A 14,612-nucleotide genomic window follows, 5' to 3' on the forward strand; every position below is an offset into this window, starting at 1 on the left:
CTGTGTATATTTGGTACCAATTGTGCATACGCTTTATGGACAGGCGCTGCAATATCAAGTTGCTTCGGCTAAAGATGATTTTGCGTTTGAGAATGAAAACCGCACACGGAGACTTAGCAGCGTAAATGTACGGGCTTGCTGCGCACATCTTGCTGATAAAATGTACAATAAGGGTGGAGGATATGATCAAAAATGATAGGAAATACCGTTATTTAGTCATTGGTGGTGCAGGAATATTGGCTCCCTTCGCCGGTTATTAGGGCTGAACAACGTGATTATCGCAGCGCGTTTTCGTTCTCATCAATCCAAAATTGAGTTATTTCAGACAAGGGCTAAATGTATATTTTGGAGATTATTATAAGCCATAGGCACAATTTTTAAAAGGGGTACCCCTCTGGACAGGCTTGAAATATTGCATATTATGGGGGGGGCATTCGCTTGCACATGCATTTTCGTGTAGGTTGAGATTGAGCGGTTGGCCTTCTTACCGAAGCCTCTGCGTATTGTTCATGTTTTTGGTTCTAATGCAGAGGATAAAATAATCTCTGGATGTGCGCATCACAATGAGATTGATCCCATATCTGTAAAATTAGGTCGGAAAAGGCGATCATATGGCCGGCGGTGGTCAATGAGAAGAGTGTATATGATCATGTGGGGTTTATAAGAGTAATATTGAGAAAGAATTTGCGCAAAATTAATGATAATGCCTCCGAAGTAAAATTATTTTTTAAATTGCCAAGGAGCTTTAAAATCGTGGCGCTCATAGGCTCTTACACGCCGGATTTGGGGGTGTTTTAGAGTGAGATGGCGCGCAAAAGCTTTATTTTGTACTGGAAACAAAAGGAACGAATAGCGAGTTTGATTTGCGCCTTAAAGAAATGCTGAAGATTAAATGTGGCAAGGCGCATTTTACCGCCCTTGAGACTGGTGTGGTGTTTAACGAGGCACCGGTGATGAGTTGGCGCGATTCTAAGCGGGGGATGGTGGTAGAAAGAGTGGGGGGCTGTGGTAGGAGTGGGCGGCACGAATGACGCTGTCTTTAATTGCGTACCGCCAAGCTAATTTTGTGCTTTGCGAAATTAGCCAAGGCTTTTGGACGTACCGCGTAAAATCTTATGAATATCATGCAGAAGGCGCGCAGAAATGGGGGATTGCGTGTCTAGCTTCCCAATGCCGTAATTAAGTACAGCCACAAATGAGATAGCTCTTCAATATCATCAGTCGCACTGATACTTGTTCTTTATTTTCAAACAATAATAGGTCAGATGGTAACGATTATGTCCTTTCTATCTGAGAAAAGAGTAGCACCGCTTGCGTATATGCACGAGTAAAAGTCAATCAACATTGGTCTGAGGTAAAAACAGCCAATTATTTCTAATACACCTAAGGATTTCATAGCTTGCTCTAACGGTTTATATAAATCCGCCCTTTTAAAAGGTGGATTGGGTGGAAAATTTATTGGGATATAGGCTTTATGAATCTCTCGAACTAAGCTTCCTACTATGCAGGCCCTAAGGCGTGATTGCATATATGGTCGCATCTGTTGCTCGTTGTGTAGGCAGAGATCCTAAATTAGGAAAGGAGGGCTGGTCTTTTAATTACAAAGGAAGAATACGGCGCGTAAGTGCAACAAAATGTATTTTGAGGAGCGGTAAAGGGGTGAGGCATTTGATGTCCAGCGGGTGACGGATTAACTGGAGTATAAGTAGGCATTGCTAGGGCGGAGTTTTTAGTTAAGAATTGCGCTCTGTGCGCTATAAGCTCTCTGCATCCTTCATATAGGCGTTGGATCATCGCCCAATGCAACGTAAAGGGGCTGTTTTGTCTTTAGCGCTTGTTTGGCTGCTTCTATAGTGCCGCTGGCTCTATCAGCCATTATGGTTATAATTTCCTCGTCCAAAGAACAGATCAATCGATTGCGTAATAGGGTATGTGTGCCTTTTTTGACCGTGTCTTTTTTAAAAAGCAGCTGTTACCTCGTGGCAGGATTGGGTGTGTTTATATGATCAGCCTGCCAAAGAAATGGAAGCGTTATCGCGATAGCCACCAATAGTAGTCCAGCGATAAAGGCGGCAGCAAACTGCAATGATATAAAAGAACCAAGGACGCCGACCAAAAAGCTTCCGACCGGCATTCCAGCATAGCCTATCACCCGAAAAGCAGAATTAGCTCGCCCGAGAAGTTGCTTTGGTGTGAGGCGCTGCCTGAAGGCGGTAACACCAATAAACCATAAACTTGCTCCAACGCCAGCGATAAAGGTGACGCCCCATACGACGACAGCACTTTTTGAAAAGGCTGGAATCAGCAGCAAGACAACCGTTCCTAAACCGTCAGTGAGAACAGCTAGGCGCACCGGTGCATAACGTATACGCGGCGCAAATAGGGCACCTGCCATTGTTCCAAGCGCGTAGGCCGCAAACATCACGCCATATTGGCTGCTATGTAGGCCCAGATACCGACTGTCGGTAACGAAGAAGATGAACGAGGTTAGGAATGCTCCAAATACCACCGATAGAAAGAATGTGAGTAATGTAAGGGAGGTAAGATGCCGATTTGAAAAAATGAAACGAAAGCCGGCAATAATATAACGGAAAGTGATGTTTTCTTTATCAAGTGTTGGCGATGTCGGAACAGCACGGCGAGCGGTAAAAATCAATGTGATAAAAAGCACGATTAACAAGCCAAGAAATAGCAGTGTGCCATGCCCTAAAATGCTGCTTGTTATGACAGGGGCAAGAAAATAGGAGACCCCGAAATCTAAAAACAAGACAATTGAGTAGAAGGTCATCAATCGCTCTCCCTCCATGATAAGTGGTGGAATCGTCATTATATAAGCTTCGGCAGAAACGACGATGAATCCAGCAATGGTTGCATAGAAGAAAATTTGTTCGGCTGGAGCAATCTGTATCATGAGCAGTACGAACAGGACAATATGCAGTAGCATGAAGATGAGGAGAGCTGTGGTGGCAAGTTTTATTTTGTCGCAGCGATCAAGTAAAGCGCCTGCAAGGATGCCGAAAATTGGCCACGCTAATGAGAAGAGACCTTGCGCCCAACTTACTCCGACTACGCCATATCCAGATTGTCTTGCTAATAGCGGGATGGCAGTGCGCAAAGCACCGCTGAGTAAGGCGAGCAGACTAACGGTTAGGCAAAAATAGCGTATGTTCCTGTTGGCAAAAAGCGTGAACATTCTTTTCTCCTTAAGATGCCATACAGGTTTCCGCTGTTCCATCAAGTACGGCGGTTGTATTCAGCATGTTTGCGACATAGCCGTCCAAGATATTCCTATCTGCCTGAGGTAGAAGAAAATACATAAGGTTGGAATACCATTGCCAACCACGCTGAGTCAGCTGGAGATCGTTATCACTTTCTACGATGAGACCTGCACCTATGAGCTGTTGTAGGTTATTGTATACGAAAGAGGGGAGTGCGGTCCAGTCAATTCTTTCTTTTTTGGCATAGCCGTTATAAGGTAGCCGCATACACAAAGCTTTGGAGGCTTGTTGCTCCGCTGATACCCAATTGTAGTATACTTTGGATTTGCCTTTAAGTTGTATGTCGGTAATGTATCCGCTTCGACTGGGATTGGCTCGTGTGACGAGTGAGCCGAGAATCGACAGTGCTGACGCCCCGAAGCCAACCACATAATCGTCATGATAACCATACAAATATTTGTGATAGCGGAAATAATTAGCTGAACTCGTTTTAGCGAGCGTTAGAGGAGTGTTATTGGCAATTTTGATATAGGAATGCCCATTACACGGCGCATAGCAGCAGCTGCGCATAACGATATCGCTAAATAATCGAAGCATCTGTCGATGCTGTAGGCTGGATGACTTTAGCCCTTTTGGTACGTAAGACTTATGCAGTTGCGACGTGATAGCCAGATTGTTGATTGCATAGAGGTTGATGGTTTCAGGATGAAGCTCGCTGGCTTGCTTCAAATCGTATAATAGTTCTTCGGCTTGCTGGCTGTGCTGCCATATAGTAGGTCGAAACCGACATGTCCCAATTATCTCTTGTGACCAAGCCATGGTATTGTTGATTTGTTCACGTGTTGAGGTGAGGTTAAACAATGATCGGAAACGCTCAATGAAACTCTGTATACCGAAGCTGATCCGGTTAACGCCGATCTCACGGGCAGCATAAAGTTTATCACGTGTGACGCTCTTCGGTTTGCTTTCCAGTGTAAATTCGGCTAAGGAAGAGAGCTCAAATTCAGCATGCAATACTTTTCCGATGTGGCGGATATTATCTGCGGACAAGAGCGACGGTGTGCCGCCCCCTATATAGATGCTGCGGATGGGCCCTCTAAGCGAGCGAATGAAATTTCCTTTGGCTCTGATCTCTGTGGTAAGCGCTGACATATAAGATTCGATTTGCTTAACGTGCTTGTAGGCTCCTTTCTGAAAGGGACAGAAGGAACAGATGGTTTCGCAAAAGGGAATATGCAAATAAAGAGAAATGGTACGCGCTTGTGGAATTTGCTTACTGTGCGCTAGTTTATTAAAGTCTAGGTAATCGTAAAATTCATTTGAAATAGTGCGAAATAACGGATATGTGAAGTTGTAAATCGTCTTGAGTTGGTCGAACTTCACAAAAGGATGATCCACGAGTTGCATAACTTACCTCCCCCAATTTCTTAACTCGCACTATATTATTGACGGGCGACTGGTGACCCAATCACCCGAGTGTATTACCAAAGATTTTCACGGAACATAATGAATCCTCCTTTTGTAGAAGTTATATGTATTATACATATAACTTCTTATATGAACAGGCGAGCTTGTTTAAGAGGCAATGTAAAGATAAAAATATAAAAGAACTTTCTCTTGCAGCCTTATGGTCTGATATTGTAATTGGTATCCTGTTTTACGTGGTCGGGCTATGAATGCCTAGGGCGAGAAAAAGCAGGGTATTTTAATGGACGTGCGGGGCATCATTGTTATGTTGCTGGGACTTGGAATTTGCGTCTGGTTATGAAATATCATTAGTGCAAAAAGATGATTTTAAAGGTAGATATATATTTTTTGATATCCCTGTAAAACTTCGAGAAGAGATAGAATTATCTATTAGAAAACATATAAATGTCCAGTGTGATAATATTATCGAATTACATGACATCATCGCTCTTGCCCGCCATTTTGACATATTGCCTAAAATCTCATTGAGATTGTGCCATGTACTGGCAAACGGGGATAGATTGCGTTTTGGTATGACTGCGGCGGAGTTACGTGCCGCATTATCTTTGCTAGAATCCAATAGGATTAGGCTTAATGGGGCGCCTTTGCATGTGGGCTCTAATTTGAATTCGACTGAGTTAATAGTATCCACCTTAACTAAGGCTGGAAAGGATATTTACGCATTGAAGGATCAAAAAAGTTTTATCAGTCTAGGCGGGGGATATCCGACTTCCACAGCATTCTGCGATGCCGTGACGATCAATGACGAATACCCTCGTAAAATTTATGAGGCATTATCACAATTGGGTTGTGATTTACATAAGCTTACGGTAATTATTGAATCTAGGCATATTATATCTGAAGATTATGGTTATTTATTTTCTATAAAAGAGCAGAGTGGTACGAACTTAATTACAATCTGGGCTCTGGGGATGTGTACTCAATCTGCACAGTATCACTAGGTCATAAGTCAAAGTATGTGAAAGCAACTGATACAAAAAAGATTTTACGATGGTGGAAGATCGACGATGAAGGACTTTAGTTCAAAGGAAATTGATATTATTGTGTTCTCATATCCTGATTTTTTGGCTTTTTAGATATAAATAACACACCTCCTAGTGGGCTGGAGACTATCAAATGTTGGATCACGCATGGCGCAATTAGCAAAAATTCCTATCTATTGGATTTGGTATGCTCTACTGGATTCTCAGCTCTAAATATTGTGTGCGAAGTGCAATGTCAAGCGGTGGAAATTGATATAAGTGCAGAGTTTGTACCATTCGCTCAGAACAAGGTTGATAGCTCTGTTATGCAGGCGATGGTTAAGTTTCATGTCGGAAATGCTGAGCGTATGTCTTATCCTGAAAATACATTTACGCATATTATGGCGGGGTGAGTGTTTGTAAGCACAGCTGTAAAGGCTACTCACCATGACTAGGGTGTTTACTTCTATGTGGATAACAATAGAGTTACAAAACTTGCTTCATATTAAAAGAAAAGTTTCCTTTCTTTTAATTAAGCATTGCGACAACCAAAAGGAAATTAAATATCTCGCCTTTATTATTCTCACCAATGTTTGCTTATATATGATTATTTGAATCGGAATTAGGTTACGTACAATATGGTATTTCTCGCTGTTTTATATAAGGAGAAGGTTAGCACCGATGTATCGCGTGCAATATCATTTTTTTCACTATGGTGATAGGATAGCTTGTTGAGCGTAAAGTTCTTTTACCTTGATGGATCTTATAGTATTATTCAAAATATCAGTTGATAAATTTTTTTCGTGTCGTTTATGCATGGGCTGATACAATAAGAATAGGACTTGATTGTTTTTAAAGTTGGTATGTTATGGATGTAAAAAATGGTAAACAAACGAAAAGTAAGAATTTTAAACCTGTTTCTCGTTTTCTCAAAAGTTTACGTGGTGTGCACAATTGGGAACAAGTTTCACAATGGCTTGCTTTCCGTAAGGTAGAGGATATTGAATGTATTACGCCTGATCAAGCAGGGGTACCACGGGGCAAGATGATGCTTTCTAAAAAATTTACATCGGAAACATCATTGGCATTGCCTTCAGCAGTTTTTATGGCAACAATTTCAGGGGATTATCCGGAAGATGGTCATGGTTTTGAATATCCTAAAGCAGATGGTGATTTACGCCTTGAGCCTGATCTTTCTACGTTAAGCATTGTTCCATGGGAAGATGCTCCTACGGCACAGGTGATTTGTGATCTTGTGTATCAAAATGGTCAGGTTGTGGATTACACACCACGCAATGTTTTACGAACGGTGGTTCACTTTTACACAAAAATGGGTTTAAGCCCTGTTGTTTCACCAGAAATTGAGTTTTATTTGGTACAAAAAAATCCCGATCCTGATTATCCGTTAGTTCCACCGGTTGGTCGTTCTGGACGTTCAATTGGTGGTGGACAGGGGTATTCCATTGCTGGTGTGAATGAATTTGATGATTTGATTGATGATATTTATCAATTTTCAGAGGCACAAGGATTGGAAATTGATACCCTCATTCATGAAGAAGGAGCAGGTCAGTTTGAAATTAATTTACGTCATGGTGATCCTATTGAGTTAGCGGATCAAGTTTTTATGTTTAAACGAACAATTCGTGAAGCAGCACTAAAACATAATATGTATGCAACTTTTATGGCAAAACCCATTCAAGGGCAGCCGGGTTCTGCTATGCATATTCACCAATCGGTTGTTGATAAGAAAACCGGTATGAATATTTTTACACAGGAAAATGGTGAAGAAAGTATCTGTTTTCGCCATTTTATTGGTGGATTGCAAAAACATATGCCAGGGGTACTTGTGATGCTTGCACCTTATGTGAATTCTTATCGACGTCTTGTTCCTGATAATTCGGCTCCTGTTAATTTGCGATGGGGATATGATAATCGTACTACAGCTTTTCGAGTTCCTCGTTCTGCTCCTCAAGCGCGGCGTGTTGAGAATAGACTTCCTTCATCAGATGCGAATCCTTATTTAGCCCTTGCAGCTTCTTTAGCGTGTGGTCTTATTGGTTTGCAACAAAAAATTGAGCCGGATGAGCCAGCGACAAATAATGTAAACGCTGATAATATTGAGTTGCCGCGTGGACTCATTGAGGCAGTCAATTTGTTTGAACAAGATACAGTGATACGTGCTATTTTAGGGGATGTGTTTGTCAGTACTTATGCTGCAATCAAACGCCAAGAGTTTGAAACTTTTATGGAAGTAATCAGTCCGTGGGAGCGTGAATATCTCCTGCTGAATGTTTAAATTTTATGACGATGATTGATTATAATTCAATTTCTCCAGGAATTTCTTGGTATGAAGATGCTTTAAGAGAACGTCCATCGTATCCTTCTTTTTGTGAAAACAGACAGTGTGATGTGGTCATTATTGGAGGCGGATTTACGGGTCTTTCGGCTGCTTATCATTTAGCCAAAGCTGGAGTAGATGTTGTTTTATTTGAAGCATCACGTTTTGGTGATGGTGCTTCAGGGCGCAATGGTGGACAGCTGGGAACAGGGCAACGGCAATGGGTAGAAACATTAGAAAAAAAGTATGGTTTTGAGCGAAGTAAGGCTCTGTTTGATTTGGCAGAAGAAGCTAAAAGAGATATTTTAGCTTTATGCGCAATGCCTAATTGTCCGTGTGATTTGATAGGAGGACAGCTTTCTGTAACTCATAAAAGGCGTGAGCTTCTCTCTTATCAACGGCATATTGAGGCGATGCAGCGTTATGGCTATCACGCGCTTACTTTTATGGATAAGGCTGAAACATTTGAGCGACTTGGATCAACTTTTTATTGTGGTGGTATTTATGATGCGGATACCGGTCATATAAATCCCTTAAAATTGATTATTGGGTTGGCAAAAAGAGCACAAGATGCTGGTGCTAAGCTTTATGAGAAGTCACAAGTAACGACCGTAAGGCGCAAGGGAGCACATTGGAAAGTAATAACAGAAAAAGGCAGTGTAACAGCAGAGCATGTTTTACTTGCAACAAATGGGTATAAACTTGGTCTGGAGCGTTTTATTGAAAAAAATATTGTTTCTATTCGCTCTTATATTGGAGCAACGGACCCATTACCAAAGCATAGTTCAATTCTTATAGGGGGGGAATCGGTTGATGATTCCCGTTTTATGGTTCGCTATTTTCGCAAAAGCATTGATAATCGTCTCTTATTTGGTGGTGTAGAAAGTTATGATAATAAGCATCCTCTAAATTTAGATGAACGTATAAAACGGCAAATTGTTGAAATTTATCCTCAATTACATTCTATCAATTTAAGCCATCGGTGGGGAGCAACGGTTGCCATCACAGTTGAACGCATGCCCTATGTTCGCCAAATTTTTTCAAGGATGACTTATTGTGGTGGTTATTCAGGGCATGGCGTTATGCTGGCTCCTTTCGTGGGAAAATTATACGCAGAATGGTTAACTGGAAAATATGAACGTTTTTCCTATTTCCAAGACTTAAAGATTTCATCTTTTCCGGGGGGAAGAGTTTTGCGTTATCCGCTTATATTTTTAGCAATGCGTTGGTTTTCTTTATTGGATCGCCTTTAATGGAAACATTGCTTGAAATGAAGAAAATTAATGGCTTATTTAGTATCTGTCTGCTTTAATGATGAAAGCTTTTATAAGTGATATGGGATTTCATAATCGAATAGAAAAATAAACAAGTTCATGGTGCGTAAAATTATTCCAGTTTCTTCCTTTGATTGTATTGTTTTTGGTGGCAATGGTGATCTGGCGTTGCGCAAGCTTTTGCCGGCTTTGTATCATTGTCAGTGTGCTGGGCAATTCAGTGAGCCAACACGTATTATTGGGGTTTCGCGCACTTCCTTAAGTCGTGAAGAATATCAAAATTTTGTCCGCATTTCTTTAGAAAAACATATCCATCCAAAAGATCTAAATTCAACAGAACTCAATCGTTTTCTTGCACGTTTAACTTACGTTTCTGTTGATGTTTCCTCAAATCGAGGGTGGGAGGATTTAGCCCTCCTTCTGTCACAAGATTCAGCGGATATTCGAGCTTTTTATTTGGCTGTTGGTTCGTCACTTTTTGCTGATATTGCGATGAAGTTGGAAAAAAATGATTTGGTGACACCACAAACACGGATTATCATTGAAAAACCAATTGGTTGCGATGTAAAAACAGCGGTTTCACTTAATGATGTATTTGCAAGCGCCTTTAATGAAGAGCAGATCTTTCGTATTGATCATTATCTTGGGAAGGAAACTGTTCAAAATTTAATGGCATTGCGGTTTGTTAATACACTTTATGAACCGCTATGGAACTCCAATTATATTGATCATGTTCAAATAACCGTTGCTGAATCTTTAGGGTTAGAAGGGCGTACAGAATATTATGAAAGCACTGGTGCTTTACGCGATATGGTTCAAAACCATATGCTACAATTACTTTGTTTGGTTGCGATGGAAATACCATTTACCAACAGTGCTAATGCTGTACGTGATGAAAAACTTAAAGTTTTACATTCTTTAACACCGCTTGATGTCCATAATGTAGGGCAGCATACTGTACGTGGGCAGTATCTTTCTGGTCTATCAAATGGTATATCTGTAGAGTCTTATTTTGATGATTTGGGAAGAGTGAGTAAGAGCGAAACATTTGTAGCCCTTAAGGTTAAGATTGATAACTGGCGTTGGGCTAATACGCCTTTTTATTTACGAACAGGTAAGCGCATGTTCACGAGAATGTCTGAAATTGTTGTGGTTTTTAAACCTATTCCTCATAATATTTTTAATGTGGATTTAGATGAAATTTTTTCTAATCGGCTTGTAATTCGTCTCCAACCTGATGAAGGTGTAAAACAATGGTTGATGATTAAGGATCCAAGTTATGGCGGTATGCGGTTTCGTCACATTCCATTAGACATGAGTTTTGCTTCCGCATTTTCTGAACGTAATCCTGATGCTTATGAACGTTTATTAATGGATGTTATTCGTGGAGATCAAACACTGTTTATGCGTCGTGATGAAGTTGAGGCTGCTTGGCGTTGGATTGATCCAATCATTGAGGGGTGGGAAGCAATAAAACAGCCTGTTCACAGTTATAATGCTGGTTCGTGGGGGCCGTCTGCTTCGATGAGCCTCATGGAACGTGATGGGCGTATATGGAACAATTTAGTTTAGAGCAATAAGTATGTATAGAATGAATATTGACCGTTTAGATTTTGAAACCCCTCAGACTTTAGCCTTGGCATTGGCAGATCGAGTAGCCGCAGAGCTTAGTGTATCTGTTCTTGAGCGCAAGAGAGCAGTTTTAGCGGTGTCTGGTGGTAAAACACCAGCATTGTTTTTTCATTATTTGTCAAAAGCGGATATTGATTGGCAAAATATTATTATCACTTTGGTCGATGAACGTTTTGTCCCTACACACGATGAACGTTCAAATGAACATATGGTACGGTGTCATTTGTTACAAAATTTTGCCGAAAAAGCACGTTTTGTAGGGCTTTATCATAAAGCAATTACTGCTGAACTTGCTGCTTTTTCAGCGGCGAGTCGTGTTAATACTTTGCCTAAACCCTTTGATGTTGTTGTTTTAGGAATGGGGCAGGATGGACATACGGCTTCTTTTTTTCCTGATGCTGATCGTTTAAAGCAAGCGCTTGATTTACGAACACAAGCACTTGTTTTACCCCTTCATGCTAAGAGTGCTGTTGAGCCAAGACTCTCACTAACTTTGCCAGTTATTATGCAATCTCGTTGTATTATTCTCCATTTTGAAGGTTTTCAGAAACGCGATTGTTTTGAAGAGGCTTGTCAAGACGGGGCTGAAATAGAAATGCCTATTCGGGCAATTTTGCGTAATTCCCCTCATCTCGTTCAGGTTTATTGGTCGCCTGCAGAAAATGAAATAAGTGAATCAAAATATGCGACACAAGGTGAATAAAAACATAATCTCTCTCAATGAATGAGGGGCAGCAACAATGAAAGGGGGAGAGAAATATGGCACTTTCCAAGACAATTGCCACAGTTACACGAAGGATTTATGAACGGTCTCAATCAACACGAGAAATTTACTTAGATCGTATTGCAAAAGCACAAGTTCATCGCCCCAAACGAAGTTTTTTAGGATGTGCCAATCAGGCGCATGGCTTTGCTGCTTGTGGTGCAATAGATAAAGAGCGTTTGAAGGGAAATATTGTTGGGAATATTGGCATTATCACGGCATATAACGATATACTTTCAGCGCATCAACCTTTTGAAAAATTTCCTCACTTAATTAAAGAGTCGGCCCGTATGGTTGGTGGTGTTGCACAGGTTGCAGGTGGTGTTCCCGCGATGTGCGATGGTGTTACGCAGGGAAATGCGGGGATGGAGCTTTCCCTTTTTTCGCGTGAAGTAATTGCAATGGCGACAGCTATAAGCTTATCACACGATGTCTTTGATGCAGCATTGTATCTTGGGGTGTGTGATAAAATTGTACCAGGTTTATTGATTGGTGCACTAACATTTGGTCATTTACCAGGAATTTTTATAGCAGCTGGTCCCATGACGAGTGGTCAAGGTAATGATGAAAAAGCGAAGATACGTCAACTTTACGCGGAAAATAAAATAGATCGCCAAACACTTCTAGCATCAGAAGCACGTTCTTATCATGGGCCAGGAACATGTACATTTTATGGAACAGCTAACTCTAATCAGGTGATACTGGAGATGATGGGGCTTCATATGCCTGGAGCTTCTTTTATTAATGCTAATACACCGTTGCGTGATGCTTTAACAAAAGAAGCTACGAAACGTGTACTTGAAATGACAGATCTTGGTGATCATTATAGTCCACTTGGTATGATCATTGATGAGCGTTCTTTTGTGAATGCCATTGTAGGATTAAATGCAACAGGAGGTTCTACCAATCATGCGATTCATTTGATTGCTATGGCTGCTGTTTGCGGTATTAAATTGACATGGCATGATATTGCAGAAATTTCATCCGTTGTGCCTCTTTTAGCGCGCATTTATCCTAACGGTTTAGCAGATATTAACCATTTTTATGCTGCGGGGGGAATGGGATTTATTATTCGCGAGCTTATCGAGGCAGGCTTGGTCCATGAAGATGTTTCTACGGTTTTTGGTAAAGATCTCAATGCTTATGCAATTGAAGCAAAGCTTTCTACTGATGGTCATGTGGTGCGTGAAGCGGCTCTTAAGGAAAGTGGTGATCATAAGGTGTTAGCAGGGTGGAGAAAGCCATTTCAGTCTGATGGTGGTCTTCGTGTTTTATCAGGAGATTTGGGAACAGCTATTATAAAAGTTTCCTCTGTTAAACCAGAGTATTGGCAGATTAAAGCACCAGTCTTTGTTTTTAATGATCAAGAGGAACTACAAAAATCTTTTAAATCTGGAGTGTTGCATAATAAAGACTTTATCGCTGTTATTCGCTATCAAGGACCAAAAGCCAATGGTATGCCAGAGCTTCATAAATTAACGACCATTTTAGGCGTTTTACAAGATCGCGGTCAAAAGGTAGCATTGATAACCGATGGGCGTATGTCAGGAGCGTCAGGAAAAATTCCTGCTGCCCTCCATGTGACACCAGAAGCAGTGGATAATGGCCCCATTGCACGTTTGCAGGATGGTGATATTGTTTTTCTTGATGCTCATGAGGGTAAATTAACTCTTTTGGAGGATTTAGCAAAATTTAACGCGCGACAAATCATACCTCCAGATCTTTCAAAAAACGAACATGGTGTTGGACGCGAACTTTTTCATATTTTTCGTCAATCCGTTAATCGTGCAGATCAAGGGGCATCTGTTTTTATGACATGAAAAATGCAAAAATAATAAGCTGAATCATATACAAGGAAACCATATACAAGGAATTGTTACAATTCTTAGAATTTTGGTATAGGCAGATTGTGTGATCGCGCAGCAGCTTTGAGTGTATTAACCATAAGCATGGCAATTGTCATTGGTCCAACGCCTCCTGGAACAGGGGTGATCGCAGCAGCTTTTTCTTTTACGTTTTCAAAATCGACATCACCAACAAGACGTGTTTTCCCTATACCTTTTTCTGGTGCAGCAACGCGGTTAATACCGACATCAATAACAATTGCACCATCTTTTATCCAGTCTTTTTTAATCATTTGTGGGCGGCCTACAGCTGCTACTAGAATATCAGCGCTTCGACACACATCATCAAGGTCACGGGTACGACTATGGGCAATTGTCACAGTGGCATTGGCTGCTGTTAAAAGGGCAGCCATAGGTTTTCCAACAATATTAGAGCGTCCAACAACGACAGCATCAAGTCCAGATAAATCTTGCCCACAATGTTGTTCAATCATCATCATGGCACCAGCTGGAGTGCAGGGAATAATTGCATCTTCAAGTGCATTTGCCGCGAGTTTTCCTACATTAATATAATGAAAACCATCAACATCTTTTTGGAAAGCAACGGCTTGTGTTATGCGATTTGTATTCATATGAGCAGGGAGAGGCAGCTGTACCAAAATACCATGAATTTTGGGATCAGAATTTAATGTTGCAATAAGTTGAAGGAGTTCTTTTTCTTGTGTTTCTTTGGAAACGGCATGTTTGATTGAAAGAAACCCACATTCTTCGGCTTTTTTATTTTTTGAGGCGACATATACTTGACTTGCAGGATCATCTCCAACGATAATAACAGCGATACTAGGTTGTATATTATAGTGATGGCGGAGCTTTGTTGTTTCGGCCTTAACTTTCACAATAATCTCTTCAGCAAGTTTTTTTCCGTCGATAATATTATTCATTCAGAGATCCTTTCGGTAAGGCTGTTTGTTTTTTTTTGTAAAGCATTTTCTAATAATACGATAGAGTTTTATAGCAATATTCATATGAGAACAGTAAGAATGGTTTTATAATGTTGTGGATTTATAGTTTTGAAGACTTTTAAATAATTGCT

At 40.8% G+C, this 14,612-nt stretch carries 13 protein-coding genes; 10 read left to right on the forward strand and 3 right to left on the reverse strand.

What is annotated here, in order from left to right; all coding sequences use genetic code 11:
• The first annotated feature begins 22 nt into the window (after window positions 1-22).
• The 3 genes from ACFILY_RS03355 to ACFILY_RS03365 all read left to right on the forward strand — a co-directional run bounded on the left by ACFILY_RS03355 (window position 23) and on the right by ACFILY_RS03365 (window position 1,031).
• Window positions 23-196: a hypothetical protein gene (locus ACFILY_RS03355; RefSeq protein ID WP_273790372.1), complete on the forward strand. Its 174-nt coding sequence runs from the start codon at window positions 23-25 to the stop codon at window positions 194-196.
• A gap of 455 nt (window positions 197-651) precedes the next feature.
• Window positions 652-798 (forward strand): hypothetical protein, encoded by a 147-nt coding sequence (locus ACFILY_RS03360; RefSeq protein ID WP_375643366.1) that lies wholly within the window; start codon window positions 652-654, stop codon window positions 796-798.
• Between the two features lie 65 nt (window positions 799-863).
• The gene (locus tag ACFILY_RS03365; protein WP_375637524.1) at window positions 864-1,031 is read left to right on the forward strand and encodes a hypothetical protein; all 168 of its coding nucleotides are present in this window, start codon (window positions 864-866) and stop codon (window positions 1,029-1,031) included.
• A 941-nt stretch (window positions 1,032-1,972) separates the two neighbouring features.
• Here the strand turns inward: ACFILY_RS03365 and ACFILY_RS03370 are convergent.
• Entirely contained in the window at window positions 1,973-3,193 is a 1,221-nt protein-coding gene (locus ACFILY_RS03370) for an MFS transporter (RefSeq protein WP_375637523.1), read from the reverse strand.
• A 10-nt stretch (window positions 3,194-3,203) separates the two neighbouring features.
• Window positions 3,204-4,625 carry a radical SAM protein gene (locus ACFILY_RS03375; RefSeq protein ID WP_375637522.1) on the reverse strand — a complete coding sequence of 474 codons (1,422 nt, stop codon included), beginning with the start codon at window positions 4,623-4,625 and terminating at the stop codon, window positions 3,204-3,206.
• 338 nt (window positions 4,626-4,963) lie between these two features.
• On the opposite strand from ACFILY_RS03375, the gene ACFILY_RS03380 reads away from it, so the two are divergent.
• The 7 genes from ACFILY_RS03380 to edd all read left to right on the forward strand — a co-directional run bounded on the left by ACFILY_RS03380 (window position 4,964) and on the right by edd (window position 13,495).
• A complete protein-coding gene (locus tag ACFILY_RS03380) occupies window positions 4,964-5,647 on the forward strand; it encodes a hypothetical protein (protein ID WP_375645303.1) in 684 nt (227 codons plus the stop codon).
• Window positions 5,648-5,844: 197 nt separating this feature from the next.
• The gene (locus ACFILY_RS03385) at window positions 5,845-6,081 is read left to right on the forward strand and encodes a class I SAM-dependent methyltransferase (protein ID WP_273790442.1); all 237 of its coding nucleotides are present in this window, start codon (window positions 5,845-5,847) and stop codon (window positions 6,079-6,081) included.
• 455 nt (window positions 6,082-6,536) lie between these two features.
• Window positions 6,537-7,964 carry a glutamine synthetase family protein gene (locus ACFILY_RS03390; RefSeq protein WP_273790377.1) on the forward strand — a complete coding sequence of 476 codons (1,428 nt, stop codon included), beginning with the start codon at window positions 6,537-6,539 and terminating at the stop codon, window positions 7,962-7,964.
• Window positions 7,965-7,975: 11 nt separating this feature from the next.
• Window positions 7,976-9,259 carry an NAD(P)/FAD-dependent oxidoreductase gene (locus tag ACFILY_RS03395; RefSeq protein WP_375637536.1) on the forward strand — a complete coding sequence of 428 codons (1,284 nt, stop codon included), beginning with the start codon at window positions 7,976-7,978 and terminating at the stop codon, window positions 9,257-9,259.
• Window positions 9,260-9,379: 120 nt separating this feature from the next.
• Window positions 9,380-10,852, forward strand: coding sequence for a glucose-6-phosphate dehydrogenase (zwf, locus tag ACFILY_RS03400; protein ID WP_375637520.1), 1,473 nt, complete (start codon window positions 9,380-9,382; stop codon window positions 10,850-10,852).
• 10 nt (window positions 10,853-10,862) lie between these two features.
• Entirely contained in the window at window positions 10,863-11,615 is a 753-nt protein-coding gene (pgl, locus tag ACFILY_RS03405; protein WP_375637519.1) for a 6-phosphogluconolactonase, read from the forward strand.
• 56 nt (window positions 11,616-11,671) lie between these two features.
• Complete coding sequence (gene edd / locus ACFILY_RS03410; RefSeq protein ID WP_375637518.1) at window positions 11,672-13,495, forward strand: phosphogluconate dehydratase; 1,824 nt, start codon at window positions 11,672-11,674, stop codon at window positions 13,493-13,495.
• Window positions 13,496-13,560: 65 nt separating this feature from the next.
• Here edd and folD read toward each other — a convergent pair whose 3' ends face one another.
• Complete coding sequence (gene folD, locus ACFILY_RS03415) at window positions 13,561-14,460, reverse strand: bifunctional methylenetetrahydrofolate dehydrogenase/methenyltetrahydrofolate cyclohydrolase FolD (protein WP_375623523.1); 900 nt, start codon at window positions 14,458-14,460, stop codon at window positions 13,561-13,563.
• Window positions 14,461-14,612: the final 152 nt, after the last annotated feature.

Origin of the sequence: Bartonella sp. CL25QHWL, from assembly GCF_042195335.1 — a bacterium.
Taxonomy (GTDB): Bacteria; Pseudomonadota; Alphaproteobacteria; order Rhizobiales; family Rhizobiaceae; genus Bartonella.

Coding starts and splice junctions, on each gene's coding strand:
- ACFILY_RS03370 (WP_375637523.1), bottom strand. CDS start 3,193: ATGTTCACGCTTTTTGCCAACAGGAACATACGCTATTTTTGCCTAACC.
- ACFILY_RS03375 (WP_375637522.1), bottom strand. CDS start 4,625: ATGCAACTCGTGGATCATCCTTTTGTGAAGTTCGACCAACTCAAGACG.
- ACFILY_RS03390 (WP_273790377.1), top strand. CDS start 6,537: ATGGATGTAAAAAATGGTAAACAAACGAAAAGTAAGAATTTTAAACCT.
- ACFILY_RS03395 (WP_375637536.1), top strand. CDS start 7,976: ATGATTGATTATAATTCAATTTCTCCAGGAATTTCTTGGTATGAAGAT.
- zwf (WP_375637520.1), top strand. CDS start 9,380: ATGGTGCGTAAAATTATTCCAGTTTCTTCCTTTGATTGTATTGTTTTT.
- pgl (WP_375637519.1), top strand. CDS start 10,863: ATGTATAGAATGAATATTGACCGTTTAGATTTTGAAACCCCTCAGACT.
- edd (WP_375637518.1), top strand. CDS start 11,672: ATGGCACTTTCCAAGACAATTGCCACAGTTACACGAAGGATTTATGAA.
- folD (WP_375623523.1), bottom strand. CDS start 14,460: ATGAATAATATTATCGACGGAAAAAAACTTGCTGAAGAGATTATTGTG.